Annotated in this window: 20 protein-coding genes; 7 read left to right on the top strand and 13 right to left on the bottom strand. The window is 48.6% G+C overall.

Translation table 11 applies throughout. From position 1 onward, the window contains the following. Positions 1 to 289: 289 nt before the first annotated feature. Positions 290 to 1,240: a thioredoxin-disulfide reductase gene (gene trxB / locus WG89_RS16195; RefSeq protein WP_062267999.1), complete on the bottom strand. Its 951-nt coding sequence runs from the start codon at positions 1,238 to 1,240 to the stop codon at positions 290 to 292. Between the two features lie 200 nt (positions 1,241 to 1,440). Here trxB and cysZ point away from each other — a divergent pair, with 200 nt between their 5' ends. After that, the gene (gene cysZ, locus WG89_RS16190) at positions 1,441 to 2,172 is read left to right on the top strand and encodes a sulfate transporter CysZ (protein ID WP_062267997.1); all 732 of its coding nucleotides are present in this window, start codon (positions 1,441 to 1,443) and stop codon (positions 2,170 to 2,172) included. Between the two features lie 138 nt (positions 2,173 to 2,310). On the opposite strand, the gene WG89_RS16185 is transcribed toward cysZ, so the two are convergent. Continuing rightward, the gene (locus WG89_RS16185; RefSeq protein WP_062267996.1) at positions 2,311 to 2,661 is read right to left on the bottom strand and encodes a YybH family protein; all 351 of its coding nucleotides are present in this window, start codon (positions 2,659 to 2,661) and stop codon (positions 2,311 to 2,313) included. 153 nt (positions 2,662 to 2,814) lie between these two features. Between WG89_RS16185 and WG89_RS16180 the strand changes: the two genes are divergently transcribed. After that, entirely contained in the window at positions 2,815 to 3,156 is a 342-nt protein-coding gene (locus WG89_RS16180; protein ID WP_062267994.1) for a histidine triad nucleotide-binding protein, read from the top strand. Positions 3,157 to 3,212: 56 nt separating this feature from the next. Here WG89_RS16180 and WG89_RS16175 read toward each other — a convergent pair whose 3' ends face one another. Next, positions 3,213 to 3,623: an OsmC family protein gene (locus WG89_RS16175; protein ID WP_062267992.1), complete on the bottom strand. Its 411-nt coding sequence runs from the start codon at positions 3,621 to 3,623 to the stop codon at positions 3,213 to 3,215. 399 nt (positions 3,624 to 4,022) lie between these two features. Then, positions 4,023 to 5,135 (bottom strand): hypothetical protein, encoded by a 1,113-nt coding sequence (locus WG89_RS16170; RefSeq protein WP_062267990.1) that lies wholly within the window; start codon positions 5,133 to 5,135, stop codon positions 4,023 to 4,025. A 529-nt stretch (positions 5,136 to 5,664) separates the two neighbouring features. Between WG89_RS16170 and crp the strand changes: the two genes are divergently transcribed. Further along, positions 5,665 to 6,303: a cAMP-activated global transcriptional regulator CRP gene (gene crp / locus WG89_RS16165; RefSeq protein ID WP_062267987.1), complete on the top strand. Its 639-nt coding sequence runs from the start codon at positions 5,665 to 5,667 to the stop codon at positions 6,301 to 6,303. A gap of 423 nt (positions 6,304 to 6,726) precedes the next feature. Continuing rightward, positions 6,727 to 7,584 (top strand): hypothetical protein, encoded by an 858-nt coding sequence (locus tag WG89_RS16160; RefSeq protein WP_062267985.1) that lies wholly within the window; start codon positions 6,727 to 6,729, stop codon positions 7,582 to 7,584. A gap of 19 nt (positions 7,585 to 7,603) precedes the next feature. Here WG89_RS16160 and WG89_RS16155 read toward each other — a convergent pair whose 3' ends face one another. From WG89_RS16155 to WG89_RS16135, 5 genes are all read right to left on the bottom strand, one after another. Beyond that, the gene (locus WG89_RS16155) at positions 7,604 to 7,972 is read right to left on the bottom strand and encodes a hypothetical protein (protein WP_062267983.1); all 369 of its coding nucleotides are present in this window, start codon (positions 7,970 to 7,972) and stop codon (positions 7,604 to 7,606) included. After that, a complete protein-coding gene (locus WG89_RS16150; RefSeq protein WP_062267981.1) occupies positions 7,966 to 8,607 on the bottom strand; it encodes a hypothetical protein in 642 nt (213 codons plus the stop codon). Before WG89_RS16150 ends, WG89_RS16155 begins: the two co-directional genes overlap by 7 nt. Before the next feature lie 55 nt (positions 8,608 to 8,662). Continuing rightward, positions 8,663 to 10,018, bottom strand: a complete 1,356-nt coding sequence (locus WG89_RS16145) for a hypothetical protein (RefSeq protein WP_153301638.1) — start codon at positions 10,016 to 10,018, stop codon at positions 8,663 to 8,665. A gap of 119 nt (positions 10,019 to 10,137) precedes the next feature. Beyond that, positions 10,138 to 11,319, bottom strand: coding sequence for a sulfite dehydrogenase (soxC, locus tag WG89_RS16140; protein ID WP_062267977.1), 1,182 nt, complete (start codon positions 11,317 to 11,319; stop codon positions 10,138 to 10,140). A gap of 12 nt (positions 11,320 to 11,331) precedes the next feature. After that, positions 11,332 to 11,940, bottom strand: a complete 609-nt coding sequence (locus WG89_RS16135; protein WP_216638504.1) for a c-type cytochrome — start codon at positions 11,938 to 11,940, stop codon at positions 11,332 to 11,334. A gap of 274 nt (positions 11,941 to 12,214) precedes the next feature. Here WG89_RS16135 and WG89_RS16130 point away from each other — a divergent pair, with 274 nt between their 5' ends. From WG89_RS16130 to sodC, 3 genes are all read left to right on the top strand, one after another. Further along, positions 12,215 to 13,045 carry a methyltransferase domain-containing protein gene (locus tag WG89_RS16130; RefSeq protein ID WP_062267975.1) on the top strand — a complete coding sequence of 277 codons (831 nt, stop codon included), beginning with the start codon at positions 12,215 to 12,217 and terminating at the stop codon, positions 13,043 to 13,045. A 39-nt stretch (positions 13,046 to 13,084) separates the two neighbouring features. Then, a complete protein-coding gene (locus WG89_RS16125; protein WP_062267973.1) occupies positions 13,085 to 14,365 on the top strand; it encodes an APC family permease in 1,281 nt (426 codons plus the stop codon). A gap of 116 nt (positions 14,366 to 14,481) precedes the next feature. Next, on the top strand, positions 14,482 to 15,015 hold the full coding sequence (gene sodC / locus WG89_RS16120; RefSeq protein WP_062267971.1) for a superoxide dismutase family protein: 534 nt from the start codon (positions 14,482 to 14,484) through the stop codon (positions 15,013 to 15,015). Positions 15,016 to 15,101: 86 nt separating this feature from the next. On the opposite strand, the gene trpC is transcribed toward sodC, so the two are convergent. From trpC to trpE, 4 genes are all read right to left on the bottom strand, one after another. Continuing rightward, positions 15,102 to 15,908 (bottom strand): indole-3-glycerol phosphate synthase TrpC, encoded by an 807-nt coding sequence (trpC, locus tag WG89_RS16115; protein WP_062268001.1) that lies wholly within the window; start codon positions 15,906 to 15,908, stop codon positions 15,102 to 15,104. 12 nt (positions 15,909 to 15,920) lie between these two features. Further along, entirely contained in the window at positions 15,921 to 16,958 is a 1,038-nt protein-coding gene (trpD, locus tag WG89_RS16110; RefSeq protein ID WP_062267969.1) for an anthranilate phosphoribosyltransferase, read from the bottom strand. 120 nt (positions 16,959 to 17,078) lie between these two features. Continuing rightward, a complete protein-coding gene (locus WG89_RS16105) occupies positions 17,079 to 17,657 on the bottom strand; it encodes an aminodeoxychorismate/anthranilate synthase component II (RefSeq protein WP_062267967.1) in 579 nt (192 codons plus the stop codon). Between the two features lies 1 nt (position 17,658). Beyond that, positions 17,659 to 19,185, bottom strand: a complete 1,527-nt coding sequence (gene trpE / locus WG89_RS16100; protein WP_062267965.1) for an anthranilate synthase component I — start codon at positions 19,183 to 19,185, stop codon at positions 17,659 to 17,661. Positions 19,186 to 19,392: the final 207 nt, after the last annotated feature.

Genomic DNA, 19,392 nt, shown 5'->3' with positions numbered 1-19,392 from the left:
TTGCGTATAACTTGAGGCGGATGTTCAGCCTGAAACAAGTGAATGAAGAGCAGTGGTTGGAACTGGTCTTGTTGGCGACTTATCTGTGGCACTATTGGGCTGATCTGAGGCCAAGAGTGAGAAAAATCATAAGGACAAGTTGAAAATGTAATGCGCCGGAGAGGGTTTTATAAGTTCTCTCCGGAATAGTCAGAGTCTGAAATTACTTGAACTGCGTTTATGGGTTCAAGTCCGACAGGCTGCTAGGGGTACACTTTAGAATGGGCGCAAGCGCCCAGTCCATTCTTGATCAGGACAGGGAGTCCAGATATTTCTCAGCATCCAGAGCGGCCATGCAGCCGGTTCCGGCAGAAGTGATGGCCTGACGGTAAACGTGATCCATAACGTCACCGGCAGCAAACACGCCTTCTTTGGAAGTCAGGGTGGCATTGCCTTCCAGACCGCTGTTGACCTTGATGTAGCCGTCTTTCATTTCCAGCTGACCGTCGAAGATACCGGTATTAGGCGTATGACCAATGGCAATGAAGCAGCCTTCAGCCTGAATGTCACGGGTTTCGCCAGTGTTTACATCTTTGATGCGTACGCCGGTTACCCCCATGTCGTCACCCAGAACTTCGTCCAGGGTAGCGTCCAGTGCCAGTTTCATATTGCCGTTTTCAACACGATCCATCAGCTTGTCCTGCAGGATCTTCTCTGCACGGAAACCCTGACGGCGATGAATCAGTGTTACGGTTTTGGCAATGTTGGACAGATACAGCGCTTCTTCAACAGCAGTGTTACCACCACCCACAACCACTACATCTTTGTTTCTGTAAAAGAAACCGTCACAGGTAGCACAGGCAGAAACCCCTTTGCCCTTGTAGGCTTCTTCACTGTCCAGACCCAGGTAGCGGGCGCTGGCACCGGTGCTGATGATCAGAGAGTCACAGGTGTAGGTTTCGCTGCCTTTCAGAACATAAGGCTTTTTGCTGAGGTCTACTTCTTCAATATGATCAAAGATGATCTCGGTGCCAAAGCGCTCAGCATGTATACGCATGTCTTCCATCAGCCCTGGCCCTTGCAGACCTTCGGGGCCTCCTGGCCAGTTGTCAACGTCGGTGGTGGTAGTCAACTGCCCGCCCTGTTGCATGCCAGTGATCATTACTGGTTTCAGGTTGGCCCGGGCAGCGTACACTGCAGCAGTGTAACCTGCAGGACCTGAGCCCAGAATCAGCAGCTGGACGTGCTTGGCTTCGCTCACTTTTTGCTCCTTGATCAGGAATGGCTTGCCAGAGTTTGATAATCTCTGGTATCCGAGGATTCATAAATTGTTAAACTGGGTGAATAATAACGGCTTGCGTTGATGAGAACCAGAACCTCTTCAGCGAATGACCTATTTTATCACTGAGTCTGTCCCTTCGTGCCCATACAGACTCTGGTACTTTAAAAAGGAACTGTGTTATGCCAGCACCTGCTCCGGGGAGTGGTCCCGGGTATTTTTTCAGAGGTTTATCCTATCTGCCTGATCCAGCCCTTCGCTGGTTTGTGCTGATTCCCCTGACGGTTAACATTCTGGTGTTCGGCTTTCTGATCTATTTCGGACTCCAGCAAATGAACGGTCTGATGGAACAGATGGTGAACTGGTTGCCCAGTTGGTTATCCTTTCTTGAATTTCTGCTCTGGCCTTTGTTGTTTCTGGCCATGCTGGGGGTCGTTTTCTTCACCTTTACCATTGTCGGTAACTTTATTGCAGCGCCATTTAACGGGCTTCTGGCTGAAAAGGTTCAGAACCTTCATGGCAAAACCGATCTGCCTGAGTATGAGCTGAAAGACTGGCTGACCCTCTTACCCAGAACCATTGGCCGTGAAGTGAGAAAGTTAACCTACTACTTACCCAAGGCTGTGATTCTCCTGATCCTGTCTTTTATTCCGGTCGTGAACCTGATCACTCCGGTGCTCTGGTTTCTGTTCAACAGCTGGATGATGTCGATCCAATACTGTGACTATGCTGCAGATAACCGTGGAGTGACGTTTAATGACATGCTGGATCGATTAAAGCAGGACCGAAACTATGTCTGGGGCTTTGGCGCGACTGTAACGCTGATAATGCTGATTCCCTTTGTCAACCTGCTGATTATGCCTGCGGCTGTGGTGGGTTCTACTCTACTCTGGGAAGACCGGATCGAGCCCTGAGATATTCCTGGCAGGGTTGACTGATTATCCTTTCCGCTACGGCAGACCGTCCTTGGTCTGAGTCGCCAGCAGGCCTTCCTGGCCTTTGAAAGGATAACCAGTCAGCCAATATAGAAATCAATTTAGCAGCACGGGCTCCTAGACTCCGTAAGGGTTATCAATAGCGTACTGCCAGGCATCTCCGGTTTTTTGCAGAACCTCCAGGGCATTAAACTGTTTTTCTTCGCCCTGTTCTGTGGTCATTTTCCAAACCAGTTTAATCAGCGCCATATTGCCTTTCTCAATAATGGTCCGGTCTACCGGTTTCATGGTGGCAGCCACCGGAATAAACACTTCCAGCTCTTTAGTGATCTGCCTTCTGCCCTGAACCGGGGCTTTGTTATGGCCTGGGTGGAAAACGGCATCTTCTGTATAAAGGTTGGCTAATGCTTCCAGATCCTGGGCGATCAGAGCGTTGGCGAATGCCTGGTGGATGTCTTCGGGTTTCATGAATTATTTTTGCGTAGTGATCGTTCGTTCGATTTTGTTCGATAAGATTATTTATAACAAGTTTTTTATAGACTACTACTCAACCTTTCGGGCTAAGGCATCCAGTGTTAGGCTAGGCTCAGCTTTTCGACTTAAAGGCCTGGAGGTAAATCAATGAGCTGTCTTTTCTGCAAGATAGTGGAAGGTGAGATTCCCGTCGATAAGGTGTATGAAGACGACGATGTTATGGCGTTTAGGGATATCAATCCCCAGGGGCCGGTACATGTTCAGGTGATTCCCAAGAAGCATATCGCAACCTTGAACGATGCGACTCCGGAAGATCAGGCCGTATTAGGAAAAATGGCGCTGGTGGCCAGTCAGATAGCTAAAGAAGAAGGCTTTGCTGAAGACGGTTACCGGACCGTTATGAACTGCAACAGTCATGGCTGCCAGTCTGTCTACCATATTCACCTGCACCTGATCGGTGGTCGTCAGATGAGCTGGCCTCCAGGCTGAGTTTTGGTTCTGTCTAAAAGCGGGGTGGATGGCCACCCCGTCTTTTCAAAGCCTGTTCAGGCTTCAATAATTTCGTAGCTGTGGGTGATTTCCACACCACCTTTGCCCAGCATCATAGCTACAGAACAATATTTGTCTGCAGACAGCTCTACGGCACGCTTCACATGAGCTTCTTTCACTGCAGTGCCTTTTACGACAAAGTTCAGGTGAATCTTGGTAAACACAGCAGGAACTGCGTCGGCACGTTCAGCCTGGATGTCTACGTGGCAGTCAACTACTTTCTGGCGAGCCTTTTCCAGAATACCGATGACATCAACGGATGAACAACCACCAAGACCCATCAGAATCAGTTCCATCGGGCTTGGAGCAGACTTCACGCTTTTGTCAGCGTCCATAACTACCGAGTTGTTGCTGTCAGTCAGTCCCAGAAAACGTTCCTGATCCACCCATTTGACTTGTGCTTTCATACAGCATGTTTCCTTTCTTGAAGAGGGCTCTCATAGCAATACCTGCAAACTGCCGAAGACGGGATGATCGCTTGTTATGAGAGTAGCCAGATAGATAAAGCCGCTATCTTACCTCAGCAACAGGAGGCTAGGCTAACCCGCATATTGCATGAAGCCGCTACAAAAATGCCCTCACGTCCTTGCAAGTAAAGGACTTCAGATAAAAAGCAGCAAAATATAAACTGTCATATAACCACTCGCCGGCTTCTCGCTAGCTCTTTTTCCGCCGTGACAGCATTTTGTCGACAAATCCATGCAATAAGCATGAATGTGTCGACAAAATGTGTCAGCCGAAAAAATAGCAGAGCGAGAAACTCGGCTCTTCATGCAATATGCGGGCTAACCGTGATGCCCTTATGGCTATCTTGGTAAAAGAGACTGAAAGTGATCAACACCGTCATGCAGTATATGAATCGGGTTGCTTTGGGCCGCTGGTTGAATCAGTCCCTGTTCTTGCAACCACTGATTCAGAAGAGGTGTTTGGGACCAGGAGTGAGCACCAAAAGGATGGTTGATGATCTCACCGCTCTGCAGGTCATGGGTATGGACATGAACAGGCTGTTGCAGGATCAATGTCATGAAGGGAGTAAAAGCAATATCCCCCCAGTGGTGAGCATGCCCCCCCAGAATAAACTGCTCATTGGCAAGAAAGTGATCCAGGTGCTGAATGATGGTTTGCTGATGGCCTGTGCCCAGAATAATGACTAACTCGTCAGCCAGGGCTGAGTTCTGTTGAATGGCAGACCTCAGTTTCTTCATCAGAGTCCAAAGCTTCCGGCGCAGTTCCTGTTGACTCATCTTATTTTCAGCATTGACCAGCAGGGCTTCAAAATAACAGTTATGGTCCAGCTCGACTTCTATCAGCCAGTAGCCAAGGTGGTTCAGCTTTTCCTTGAGCCGTATTAGCTGAGATTCGCTGATGCAGGGGCGCTCGATGAAATACTCTCTTTTTTCCCCAGTCACTGAGTTCCTGATCTTTATGCTTACTCGGCAATATTTCTCAGGGCAGCGAGTCATTTTCAATTTGGCTTTGTGTCCATGGGTTTGAGGATGGCGGAATGCCATGGAAATTTCAGGGCCGGTTGTGATTCTTATATCCCTTTCGGTTGTCGGTGGTTTGAAAGGGACTTCAGAGAACACCAGTGTAGAAAGAGCCATTAAAAGGTCATTGGGGGTCAGGCCGTGATCGAACCGCTGGGATTGAAACTGGCTTTCCAGCCAGGTTAAGAAAGAGCTTTCCGTTGAGAAAGTTTTTTTGAATTGCTCACCGGTTGCGATGTCATAAAAAGCGATGGATATTTCACCCTCCGATTGAGTAATGACTGCTTCAGCAATCATTCTCGGATCGTCTCCACCTGACAGGATGAAAAAGGAAGAGGGCAGGGCGTTCAAATCGAACAATGGAGCGGGAAGGAGTGGACTGAACAGCAGGGCGAGCGTCAAAATGAACCACCCTGGTATCTGGATTTTCATGACTCATGCAACAGCCTGATTGCTATGAAAACAGTCATCATTGAGTGTAATCCAAATGACAATTCCCATTTATTTTTTGATCAGCCTTTGACCGTAGCTGTGGATTAGCTCTCAAAAATGCCAACTCAGTCCTGTATTAACGAATTGAAACTAAAGAGCATAGTGTTTACCGTTCGTCGATCTGTTATCGTTGAGGCAGATTGCTATTTTGGAACCCACTGACGTAGAAAAAAGTCAGTATTTCCAATGACATCCGTAGTTCGTTCCTTCCATTCGAGGGATGGCATCACGGTGGATGAACAGGTCGAAGAGTATTAGAAAAAGGACACTTCGGTCACTGTCTGGGACTGAGCAGGCTCTACACGGCTATGAGCAATGGGGAATGGATCATCGGCTTTAAGATGAGACATTTTTCAGCATAATAACAACAGTAAGTATTTGACCCGATGTTTCGTCAATCTTATGAGAGCACGATGGGGTCGATATTTATGGACAGACAGGAAAAATCAGCCGGGGAGTAGTAGTGACAATGCTGACGATAACCACACCAAAACCAAAAACCAGTTTGGACCGATTGCTGTCAGTAGCCAGGCGCAGAACCTATCGGGCAAAAAGCACCATTCTCTGTGCCGGAGACACATCAGAATCTCTTTATTACATCGTCAAGGGTACCGTTGCTATTGTCATTGAAGACGACGAAGGTCGTGAAATGATCGTAACGTATCTGAATACCGGCGAATATTTTGGCGAAATGGGTCTGTTTGAGGGCGATCAATCCGAGCGCAGTGCCTGGGTGAAAGCCAAGGGACCCTGTGAAGTAGCTGAAATCAGCTATGATCAGTTCCGCAGCCTGATCAGGGAAGAACCTGAACTGCTTCTCTCTCTGTCCGGACAACTGGTCAGCCGTCTGAAAGATACCACCCGCAAGGTGGGTGATCTGGCGTTTCTGGACGTCACCGGCAGGGTGGCCAGAACATTGCTGGATCTGTCAAAACAGCCTGATGCCATGACCCATCCGGATGGCATGCAAATCAAGATCACACGACAGGAAATTGGCCGTATTGTGGGCTGTTCCCGCGAGATGGTCGGGCGAGTTCTGAAAAACCTTGAAGCCCAGGGGCTGGTCTCGGTCAAGGGTAAAACCATGGTGGTGTTTGGTACCCGTTGAACAGATCAGTAGACAGTTAACAGTAGTCAGTTTGAACGCTGCTTACTGTTAACTGTAAGCTTATATCTACAGGCCTCACTTTCATAAGCCTGTCATGGATTCCTCTCTAATTCCTTAAAACGAATACTCCTTTGTATTTTCGTTGCCTATGCTGTCCCTTCGTTCAGTAAAATCATCACGGATATGTTGGTCACAACAAGGGTCACTAAAAGCAATCTAATCCTTTTTCTTCTGCTTTCTATGCTGTTTGCAAATCGTGTTGCAGCCTATGAAGTATGCCCGCATTGCAAAATACCGATGATGCCAACCGGGTTAAATGCATATGAATGCCGTAACCGTCATTGCCCGGGCCCTGATGGACATGTTCAACCCCCTGTCCAACCTTTGACAGAGGAGGCACATCCACAATGCAGTGATTGCTCGATGCCAACCCTTTCCGGCGTGTGTCACTACAGTGGATGTCCTGGAAGAGTTGTCTCAAAGAGTGCTGGGGGAAAAAGCAGGAGTCCAGTCCCGGACACTGAGATAGCCCAACAAGACACTCCCGAAGGTGGCACAGATGATATTCCAGTGAGGGAAAGCTCTCTGGTTAAACTGAGCTTTTCTGATTTTATGATGATTCTTCCGCCTGAAGACCGACAAAAGTTCGATCCATTTAATCAGGTCAGTAGTAGAGAATTCCTGGCTGCTCTTAGACAAGTGGCTATTCAACTGGGGTTCACACTGCCTGTTGCTGCACTGACTGCCATGATCTATGCGGTCAGTAAGGAAGCAGGTCTCTTGCAGTTGTCTTTCTCTATGGTCAGTGCCAGATCTTCAGTCTTGGATGGATCCAGAAAGACGTATTTTCGAGCGTTGGTGAAGGATTTTGCCGAATACTGCCAAAGCTCATCTGGAGGGAGTGTACAGGCATTTGCTCAAGACCATGCCAGTGATTACCACCTGGGTGCCTGCTTGTCAGAAAGCAGCGAATCTGATTTGGCCATGGCGGATTCCCTGGAGATACAGTTGCATGAGGGAAACACGGTTTTTCTTATTTTAGATCTCCCTGACTCCAATCTTTATCTTCTTTTGACCCCTCAGTTTGATGAGGTAGGTCTTGAGAATGTTATTGTAACCTCCCAGTTTGTTGAAGAAATGAATGTTGATGGCTGGCAGGTTAGCAGCTTTATAAGCTTCCTTTGGGAGCAGCTCACTAATGGCGTATCCGGCAGTCGCATGCTCGCCATTCTGAGTTCGAGACATATTGAAACCGCTGACGCAGATACGAAAAGGCGATAACTGTGTAGTCAAATAAGCATCAGGCAATCTGGGCAATATCGTTCAGGTAATCTTTGATTGTCATTAATGCCTGTTGTCTGTCTTGTAATAGAGAGTCCAGCTCTTTCAGGTAGGCTTCATGGTTTATTGCTTGAGCCAGCTGAGGTTTGGTGCAAGCAAAGGCCAGTCCTGCATCACTGAGGTAGGGTTGATAACCCGCAAACTTCAAACCAATTAATTCCCTTAACAGTACAGCTGGAAAAGGCTGTTCAGCTGGCCACAACCAATCGGGGTTTTCATCCAGGTAAGTGGTTATGTCCTTGCCGTTCTCACTGCTTGTGAAAGGCAGGGCGAGTTCGAACTGGCTGTCACCATGAATGCCTCCGAGAATGAATGCATCATTCAGCATGGGGGACCAGCCTTTATCACAGAGAATGCTACCGGGTCCCAGGGTTTCGTTATGGAGTTCATCCGGATGCTGGCGAGTTGTACGACGACGCTGTGTACCTTCCCAGGCCAGTTGTTCGGTACGGCTGCTTTCCGTCCATGGACGGATGTATAGCCAAAATTCGTGACCATATCGGGATCGCTTCTGATGTCACCCTTGCCTAATACCAGCAGGCCTAAATGGTTATCTCTGGCCGCCTGATACATCAACCAGGCTTTATCACTCTCTTTATTCGAACTTTCCGGTTGATACCATGCAGGGGTGTGAGTGGTTCTGTATTGAGTCAGTGACTGATACAGCTCAGCCTGATAATTATCCTTTGAACAATCAAGGTGCAACTTTCGGTCTTCCACTTTTATGGGGGGAGGCTTGATGCCAAGTCGAATAACCAGTGAAAGCTTTTGCCATCGAGTCAGTGGTAAGGGACGAACCGCAGCCGCTCGGCGCTGGCGCAAGGGGTGAGACCTGGGGCTGGATGCTCTATCTGCTGGTGCTGAAGAGACGATTCCCTGACTGCTGGCCGGTTCTTCGCCTGCCTTGGCCGATTCAATAGGTTGTACGGGCTGTGATTGGCCTGGATTAAAGTGAACAGGCATAGACATTCCTTGTCATGGATACTTAGCAGTATAGTGGCCGAAGTCAGTCAGGGGGCTATCTAAGGAGTCCTCTCGGGCTCCTTAATGAGTTTGTACTGGCGAAATCCCTGAGTTCCTTTTCATTCAAGATGAGATGTCCAAGGCGATAGCTCACGGGGTTATCCTTACTCTTGGTAATACTTCGCAGAGACAAGGGAATATGAAGCTCATCATTCAGCCATTCAGTACCGCCAAAGTCGAGGTATTGAATGTCTCCCAGCTGTTCTTTATCCGAAAGAAAGGCTTTTACGGTGTAAGAACTGGCTACCCTGATGGTTTTTTTACGGAAGTCAGGCACCAGCAAGTCATTGCCTAAGCCCAGGCCCATGGCGCCCAGGCACTGGTTTCCCCAAAGCTGGGCAACGGCAGTACCTATGGCTGAGTAGTTCCAGGGTGTTTTGGTGGTTTTAAATTCGAGCTCGCCATTGCGATAAACCGTCAGAAGTTTCTTTGAGAATACGAACTCTATTCCATCCTTACCGTCAAGGCAGCTCAGAGTGTACTGTCCTTTGTCTCGGGAGATGGCATTTCCGCTGAGGAAGTATTCATAGGTATCGGTCTGATCCGGGTTTGGGAAGTAGTTGTCATCGGGGCAATAGCCAACATTGATCCAGAAGCGGTCGGGTGTCTGGTAATTTCTGGCAATCCCCCTGTCCCAGGCTTCATGCCCTTGGCTTTCGTCAAATGTTATCGTTAACGGAGATTTTCCGGGCGACCAGACTGACAATTGGTAATCCGTTCGAATATAGGATGACATGTTATAGGGCAGGATCACCTGGCTGGATAAAAGGAAGAGTGGAATGCTGGTATTCGAGGGCATGCTGTTCACAGCCATAGAATAATGAGTGTCGCCCTGGGGAGGGTATTGCCAGCTGTTGCTGTTGACATCAAAAATGGCTGAACGTGTACTTTCAATTTTACTCTTGCCGTCCCAGTTATAAGTCATTCCACTGATGAACCCATACTCGTCGACATAAAGTGCCCTGATGTGAGGGTTCTTCATATTCTTCTGTTTCAGGGTGTCCAGAATGGTGTTTTGAGCATCAGGGTCTTTAAGATTCAGGGGATGCATGTAATCAAGAAGGAAAAAAGAAGACTCCGGTTTTTCAACATTAACCAGTAAGGGAATGACCGTCATACCGTCTTCGGCTTTACCCAAACCTACATTGACAACCAGGTATCGCTGATTCGTTGATTTCTGGCTGATAAAGCCAGGAATAGCGAAGTAGCGATTGGTGCCTGGATAGCTGGGGTTACCTTCGTAGACATCAAGCCCCTGAGGTAACTCAAAATATTGGAAAGAGTAAGGGTAGGCAATGGTTCCACAGAGTGTGGACAACGTCAGCAATAGCCCTTTGCAAAATAGCTTCACTGGTACAATCTCGTGTTAGCAACTTTGAAAGTAACTATTGCAGAGGACTGCCGGATCGCCATTAATTTAAGAAAAATTAGTTTGAGTGAGAAATTATATTTTGCTCTGCAATGGCAAAGTCAGGCGACAATCTCATAAAGCACGCTTCCGTCACTTTTCACTCGCCACCCCATAATGCCATTGTTGTGGTATCTCAAAGAGCCAATGCCTCTGGCATGAATCAGCTCGCTGGCGGTGGGCTGCACATAACCATTTTCATCAGTGGCTCTACTCAACAGCAAGGTCTCTTTGCCGTTCCATTGCCATGGAATATTGAATCGTGTGTGAGCCATGCTCAACACAGGTTCTTGTAATCGGGCGGGTTGCCAGTGACCACCGCCATCGGTACTGACTTCAACCCTTTTTATTTTTCCCCGGCCACTCCAGGCCAGACCGCGGATTTCATGCCAACCCTTTTCCAATTGGCTGGGAAAGGTTGGGGTGGTAATGACTGAGCGGGTATCCATGATAAAGCTGAATTGACGAATGGTGCCGTCTTTTAAAGGGTCTGTGTATTTCGCTGTTTCTTCCCGAGTCATCCAGGGCTGGTCACCCACTTCAAGACGACGAATCCACTTCACACAACTGCTGCCTTCCCAACCAGGCAGTAACAGTCTCAACGGGTAACCCTGCTCTGGACGTATGGCTTCTCCATTCTGGGCATAGGCAATAATGGCGTCGTCCATGGCCTTATCTACAGGGATGCTTCGGGTCACCAGAGCTGCATCTCCACCTTCAGCCAGAAGCCATTTAGCATTCTTTCTCAGGCCTGTTTCCCTCAGCAGGGTAGCCAGTTTTACGCCTGTCCATTCGCTCTGACTGGTCATACCGGCTATCTGTTGAAGAGGTGTCTGGGGACCTTTTTTGAAATAGTCCTGGCAATTACCGGCACATTCGATAAAGCAGGTTCTGGATACCGATGGAAACCGTTTTAAATCCTGCAGGGATAGCTTGAGTGGCTTATTTACAAGGCCGTGAATATAAAGATGGTGTTGCTCAGGACTTATATCCGGAATACCTGAATGATGGCGTTCAAAGTGTAATTCGGATGGGGTAATGATGCCGTGCAGATCCTGAAGCGGTGTCAGTGCATGGGTCTGCATCTGGCCATAAAGGGTCTTCTCCAGTTGTTCATGGATGGAGCGGGTACCCATGGTTCTGGCAGGTGGTCCCAGGTAGCGAATGTCCCCATGACTCTGAGTGGCCAGAAGCGTAGTGGATCCCAGAGCGGTCATGCTTTTCAGAAAGTGTCTGCGTTTCATCTTGTCTTCTCGCTACAGAATCTTGTCGGTTTGGGTTCTGTTATCGTTTTTAAAACGGTGCTGGGCGGGCATGGTGATTTCAGGAAGGGATTGGGCGTTGAGTACTTTGTCTTGAGGGATGAGTTTATTCAGATAGAGCAGGTAGGCAGTGAGGCTATAGGTTTCATCATTGGTCAAACTGCCCGGAAGGGTATAGGGCATGGTTCTGCGAATGTAATCAAACAGGGTGGTGGCATAAGGCCAATAGTTACCGATGGTTTTTTTGGGAGCGCCCTTTTCGGCAAAGGGAAAATCACCTTCGGGCAATGTACCGACCAATTTATCATTTATGCCGCCTTCGCCTTTTGGTCCATGACATTGCTGACATTTGCTTTCGTAAATAGATTGGCCCTCCTTGGCTGAGCCCTGACCATCCGGCAGGCCTTTGCCATCTGGACGAATCGCTGTATCCATAGCGGCAAGCTCGCTATTCGATGGGCTTGTCCCCAGCCCAAAAGATTCTGGATGCTCATGAGCTTGTCTCTCATTCTGAGCAAGTGTTTGAGCAGGACAGAGGAGAGCATTCATGAGGATGAACAGCCCTGAAGTTTGTCTGACCGTTCGAAACAGTTTGGCAGGCATACCGGAATTCCAGAAAACAAATCTCAAAGAATAGACTTGTTTTTGGTAAAGCTCTGTCCAGTAATGCCAAAGGGAAGGAGTTTCAAAAAACAGGCATAAAATAGAGTTGATATTTATATTTTGGATTCGTAGTGCTATCTCGAATCAGAAAAATTTATCTGCAAAATTAATATTGAAATCCTCACCTCATGATCCATTCTTCAGAGGTATTTTTTAACCCTTTGGTAAAAAAATGTTATTGAAGTTCTCCAGAATTTTTCTATCTACATTACTAATGTCGTTTATCATGATTCATTGTCAGCTACTGAATGCGGATGACAGTGAGAGGGCTGATCAGCCGTTCCTGGATGGCAATCAATACACCATGAACGGTATCAAGCGGTACGAGCAAATTTTTGGTGAAGGTTTTATCAGTACCGGTGGTCTGGAAACGACAAAGCAATTGACTGCGACCTTATCGCTGAAAAAAGGTCAGAAAGTTCTGGATATAGGCAGTGGTATCGGTGGCAGCGCTTTTTATATGGCTCGAACTTACGATGTCGCCGTCACCGGAATTGATCTGTCAAAGAATATGATCGAGCTGGCGAACGACAGTAAAGACCTGAAAGCCCTCAAAGTTAATTTCATACATGGCGATATTATGGAGCTGGAGTTTGATCCAGGCTCATTCGATGTCATCTACAGCCGTGACACTTTACTGCATATCAAAGATAAAGAAGCTGTATTCAAAAGAATGTACTCCTGGTTGAAGCCCGGGGGGCATTTTCTGATCAGTGATTACTGTGTAGGTGACAAGGAACTGTCAGAGGCCACAAAACAGTATATTGAGCAGAGAAATTATTATTTAACGACAGTTTCATCCTATCGACAGCAGCTGGAAAAAGCGGGTTTCCACGGTGTGAAAGGGGAGTCTAGAAACAAGCTGTTCCTGGACATTCTCAACCGCGAGTTATCCGCATTTAAAAGCAATAAAGAGCACTTTCTGAAAAAATTCTCCCAGGAGGATTATCAGGATCTGGTGAATGGCTGGACCAGCAAGATCCAGCGAGTTGAGTCCGGTGAGCAGATATGGGCAGTCTTTACGGGAGAAAAACCGGCTTCCTGACTTCTGCATAAAACTTTTCTAATCCGGTAAATTTCAGTGATGTCTTCCCCTCAAGGCTTTGGGCTGTTCAGTGCAGTCATGTTGGTTATTGCCAATGTTATAGGTGCCGGCACCTTTACCTTAACTGGATTGATGCTGGCGGAGGCCGGTCATCCTCTCCTTGTTATTTCAGTCTGGATGATAGGCGGGATTGTTATGCTCTCAGGGGCTGTCTGTTATGGGGCCATGGCCAGAGCGATACCCGAATCCGGTGGTGAATACCTGTTTCTCTCCAGAACCCTTCATCCATTCTTCGGTTGTCTGGCTGGCTGGGTTTCTCTGATGGTGGGCTTTACCGCTCCCATCGCTCTTTGTGCCTATGGCCTGGGCCTGACCTTCAGTGCCTGGACAGGGATTTCTACTGAATGGATAGGCACCTTGATGATTCTGCTGTTTATGGGGGCGCACTGCTTTCATATGCCCACGGGACTCAAGCTTCAGAACTTTGTCATTGTGATCAAAATTGTCCTTATCCTGGCTTTTGTTGCGGTGGCCAGCTTTGAGATCCATTTCGATAATTTGAAGGTTGATCCAGGTGTGGTCAGTCAATTCAATATGGATGCTCTGCCGCTGTGCTTGATCTGGACGTTCTTTGGTTACTCGGGCTGGAATGCCATTATCTATGTGGCGGGAGAGATTCGCGCTCCGCAAAAAAATGTGATGAAGGCAACGCTGATAGGTTCCTTGTGCGTCTTTCTGATTTATATGGCGCTAAATCTGGTTATTGTGAGCAGTCAGGATCTCTCTCTTTTATCAGGGAAGATTGATGTAGTGGTGAGAGCAGCAGAGCAACTGTCGAATCCATTAGGCCTCAAGATAGCCCTGCTGGTAATCAATCTGTCTTTGATCACTTCATTGTCAGCCATGATCATGATGGGACCAAGAATCTACAGCAAAATGGCAGACGATGGTTACTTGCCGGCTTTTCTATCCAGTAAAGATGGCCGCTTTTCAAATGCCACATTGTTTCAGGCGGCCCTGGCGATCGCGTTTTTATGGCTGGGTTCCTGCGAATGGCTGATGACATGTGTCGGCTATATGCTGGGGTTGAGTTCAGCTCTGTGTATTACTTCTCTGGTGCGTCTCAAGCTCAGTAATCAATCATTGTTGATCCCATTCTGGCCTGTGACCCCGGCTTTTTTTCTTCTGGCTGTTGTATTGGCAACGACTTATGTAGTTTTTAACAACCCCTGGCATTCATTGATGGGGCTGTTAGTGATTTTACCAGCGGCCTATTGCTGGTGGATGGGCAGAAACATAACCGATGGGAATGTTGAATAGAATTTTTGGAACAAAACCGTAAAAATTCTTTTTTTTCAGACGGTCTATTAAGTAAACCCGAATAAGCATGGCTATATTGCTCTGTCACACACTTGTTTTTGCTGGAGTTGGCAATCATGTTCAAAAAAGTCAGCGGACTGTCTGGCATAGTGGTCGTGACGGCAATGCTTTCTGCCTGTACTTCCAATGACAGCTTTACGGTCAAGATGAATCAGGTATCTCCTTCCGGTGTGGGTGCTGAGTTGGGCACTATCACAATTTCTGCCGCTTCGGGCGGAGGCGTGGAGTTTACTCCTAACCTGCATGACCTTGTGCCGGGAGAGCATGGCTTCCATATTCATGAAAACCCCAGCTGTGATCCCGGGTCAAAAAACGGGGTGATGGTAGCGGCTCTGGCGGCCGGTGGTCATTATGACCCGGACAAGACAGATACTCACCAGGGACCGGATGGCAACGGGCATCTGGGTGATCTGCCAAGACTGACGGTAGACGACAAAGGATTTTCAAAAATCCCTGTGGTGGCCAAGCGCCTCAAACTGTCCGATTTGAAAGGACGCTCTCTGATGATTCATTCGGGGGGTGATAACTACTCCGATAATCCGCCTATGGGAGGGGGAGGGTCTCGGATCGCGTGCGGGGTGATTAAGTAAGGCAATTTAAAGTGAACAGTAGACAGTTAAATGGAAAAGACTTCTTAAAACTGTCTACTGATTACTGATCACTTTATTGTTGAAGCTTACAAATATTTTCCAAACAGGTTCGTCAACCCTTCACCCGGATTATCCTGACGCATAAAGGCTTCGCCCACCAGGAAGTTGTTCACTCCTCTGGCGAACATACTGTCAACGTTTTCTACCGTATGGATGCCACTCTCTGTGATGACTTTTCTGCCTTCAGGGATCTGGGAAAGCAGTGAGAAGGTATTGTCCAGGGTTACTTCAAACGTATGCAGGTTACGGTTGTTGATGCCCAGCAATGTGCCTTCCAGTGGAAGAGCGCGTTCCAGTTCATCTGCACCGTGAACTTCGACCAGCACATCCATTCCCAGGTCCAGGGCCGTGCTGCTGAATTCCTGAAGCTCGCCATCGCTCAGGCAGGAAACAATTAACAGAATGCAGTCAGCACCGATCATACGGGACTCATAAATCTGCCATGGGTCTACCATAAAGTCCTTGCGCAGGACGGGCAGGGAGCATGCGGAGCGGGCTTCCTGAAGGTAGCTTTCTGCTCCCTGGAAAAAATCCTTGTCGGTCAGTACAGACAGGCAGCTGGCGCCCGCTTCTTCGTAGCTTTTGGCAATGCTGGCCGGATCAAAATTTTCCCGGATGACACCCTTGCTGGGAGAAGCCTTTTTGATTTCGGCAATAATCGCTGCCTGCTGATTTTCTGTCCGGGCTTCCAGACTTTTGGTAAAACCGCGAGTTTTTTCGGTGTGGCGCGCTTTGGCAATCACATCCTTCATGGACAGGGCTGCCTGACGTTCAGCCACTTCTTCCTGCTTTCGCTCAACGATTTTGTTGAGGATGGTTGGCCTCTTGTTCATAACAGTCATTCATCACCCCTCGGCAAGTATTTGTGTAAAGCTAGCCAGCTCACGCATTTTTTCCAGAGACAAGCCACTGGCAATCGCGTCCTGAGCCATGCCAATACCTTCCTGAAGACTGGTGGCTACACCGGATACATAAATGGCAGCACCAGCATTGAGTGAGATCATGTCAGCGGCTTTATGGGCATACTCGCCTTCACGCTTGCCAAGAGCATCACGGATCAGGGACAGGGAATCTTCAGAGCCTTCCACCGTAAGCCCGATCAGGCTCTGGGATTCAATACCAAAGTCTTCAGGTTTGATGGTGTATTCCCTGATCTCACCGTTTTTCAGTTCGGCCACATGAGTTTCGCTGGCAATACTGATTTCATCCAGTCCGTCCACAGAGTGTACGACCATGACATGCTGATTACCCAGCTCTCTCAGTACTTCAGCCATTGGCAGGCAGAGTTCACGGGTAAACACGCCAATCACCAGATTCTTTACACCCGCCGGGTTCGACATTGGGCCAAGGATGTTGAAGAAAGTGCGAACGCTCAGCTCCCTGCGAACACCGACAACATTTTTCATGGCTGAATGATGAGCGGGGGCAAACATGAAGCCAACACCGACTTCTTCAGTACAGCGGGCTACCTGTTCCGGTTTAATGCCAAGGGAAATACCGGCTTTTTCCAACAGATCGGCGCTGCCACTGGAACTGGAGACACCACGGTTACCGTGTTTGGCAACATGAGCGCCTGCAGCCGCAGCTACGAAGGAAGATGCAGTCGATACGTTGAACAGGTGTGCGCCGTCACCACCGGTTCCCACAATGTCCACCAGGTGTTCAGCTTTAACTTCAACACCCGTGACCATTTCTCTCAGAACCTGGGTGGCACCGGTGATCTCTTCAATACTTTCACTCTTCATGCGCATGGCAGTGAGGAATGAACCAATCTGGGCGTCGGTGCACTGGCCGGTCATGATGTCACGCATTACGCTCATCATCTCATCACGGCTCAGGTCCAGGTTGCTGACTGCGCGGCCAATGGCCTCTTTAATGTTCATTTTGTCTGGCTCCCATTAACTCTGAAAATGCAGTTTTGTCAGGCTCGTCGGATTTTTTGAGCGTTTGGATTGAGCTGCATTTTGTTCTTGGCTGTTTTTTCTTCTTTAGCCTTTCCGGCCTCACTGCTTTAGAAAATTCTCAAGCATGTCATGGCCACGATCGGTCATGATGGATTCCGGGTGGAACTGCACGCCTTCCAATGGAAGGGTTTTGTGGCGTATTCCCATAATCTCATCCATGCTGCCGTCTTCGTGTTGAGTCCAGGCCGTGATTTCAAAGCAGTCGGGCAGGCTTTCTTTCTCAATCACCAGCGAGTGGTAACGGGTAGTCGTAACCGGGTTAGGCAGGTCAGCAAATACACCCAGCCCCTTATGATAGACGGGTGATACTTTTCCGTGCATCACCTGTCTGGCCCGCACAATCTTGCCACCAAATACCTGTCCCATACTCTGGTGTCCCAGGCAGACACCCAAAATGGGCTTTTTGCCTTTGAAATGTTCAATGGTTGCCATTGAAACACCGGCCTCGTTGGGGGTGCAGGGGCCAGGAGAGATGACAATGCGCTCTGGATTCAGGGCTTCGATCTCTTCAAGGGTGATGTGATCATTACGATGCACTTCAACGTCCTGACCCAACTCACCAAAGTACTGAACCAGATTCCAGGTGAACGAATCATAGTTATCGATCATTAAAAGCATCTCAGTTTCGCTCCCCTGTTTGCTTCTGGTTGGAAGGTGTGGCGGACAGGCCGGTCTGGGCCATGGCGACGGCTTTGAAAAGTGCTCGTCCCTTATTCATGGTTTCTTTCCATTCCATTTCAGGAACGGAATCTGCCACTATGCCGGCACCTGCCTGTACATGCAGTTTACGGTCTTTGATAACGGCTGTGCGGATGGCGATGGCGGTATCCATATTGCCGTTCCAGGCCAGATAGCCAACGGCACCGCCATAAACGCCTCGTTTTACCGGTTCAAGTTCATCAATGATTTCCATAGCTCGAACTTTGGGTGCACCACTGAGTGTGCCTGCAGGCAGTGTAGCCTTCAGCACTTCAATAGCGTCCATACCGTCTTTCAACTGACCGGTCACGTTGGAAACAATATGCATAACGTGGGAATAACGCTCGATGACCATTTTGTCGGTCAGCTTGACCGTACCGGTTTTAGATACTCGTCCAGCGTCGTTTCTACCCAGATCAATGAGCATCAGATGTTCTGCCAGTTCTTTAGGATCATTGAGCAGTTCTCTCTCAAGTTCCTTGTCTCGCTCTTCTGTAGCACCACGCTTGCGGGTTCCGGCGATAGGTCTGACAGTGACTTCACCGTCTTCAAGTCGCGCCAGAATTTCCGGAGAAGAACCTACAACATGAAAGTCGCCCAGATCCATGTAGTACATATAGGGAGATGGGTTGGTGCTTCTAAGGGCTCGGTATAGATTCAATGGAGAGCTGTCGAAAGGAATGGTCATGCGTTGAGAAGGGACGACCTGCATGGCGTCACCGGCAAGAATATAATCCTTGATCTTTTCTACAGCGCCTTCGAAGGTTTCCCGACCAAAGCCGGATTTGAAGTCATCTTCCTGAGCCGGATTCAGGGAAGCCTGCACAGGTGGCAGAACGTTGGTGGTTTGTAGTCTGCGCACCAGATCATCAAGACGGAACTCCGCTTTTTCCAATGCTGCAGGTTCATCCGGATTGGCATGTGTCACCAGAATCAGCTTGCCGCTGAGGTTATCAAAAACCACCAGTTCGTCGGACACCATCAGCATGATATCAGGGTTGCCCAGCTCGTCGTCCGGAGCAGAGTTTTTCAGACGTTCTTCAATGTAGCGAACCGTGTCGTAAGCAAAGTAGCCCACCAGACCGCCGGTAAAGCGCGGCAGGTCAGGCAGTTCCGGCACTTTATAACGAGCCTGGAATGCCTTGATAAAGGCCAGGGGATCCTCCGGGTTGTGCTCTTCAACGATCTGGCCGTCGGTTTCCAGAGTGACCTTGCAGTCGGGGCTGTATCCAGACACCCGTAGAATAGTTCTGCACGGAAGTCCAATCATGGAGTAGCGTCCCCACTTTTCTCCGCCTTCAACGGATTCAAGCAGGTAGGAGTAACGACCGTTCGCCAGCTTTAGATAAGTGGTTAACGGCGTGTCCAGGTCCGCCAGGATTTCCCGGATTACAGGAATGCGGTTATATCCTTCGCGGGCCAGACGAGAAAATGCTTCAGGCGTCATACAGGCCTCTTTATTATCTGGCTAATGATTAAGCAGTATCGTTGACCGTGAATGTATTTCATCCTGCAAGAGGGCGAAAATCGATTTTTCGGGTTCACGGCTGATGTAAATTTGTGCGAAAAACGCAGGGCTTTGGCTGAGTTGTGGCTTTTTATCAGGCGCAGGGCCAGCCAAGCCATCGCCAGGAGGAGAACTTTGAGGCAGGAG

Origin of the sequence: Endozoicomonas arenosclerae (assembly GCF_001562015.1) — a bacterium.
In the GTDB taxonomy this organism is placed as follows: Bacteria; Pseudomonadota; Gammaproteobacteria; order Pseudomonadales; family Endozoicomonadaceae; genus Endozoicomonas_A; species Endozoicomonas_A arenosclerae.
Note: the sequence above shows the minus strand (reverse complement) of the source record. Positions and strands in the feature narration are given on the sequence as shown.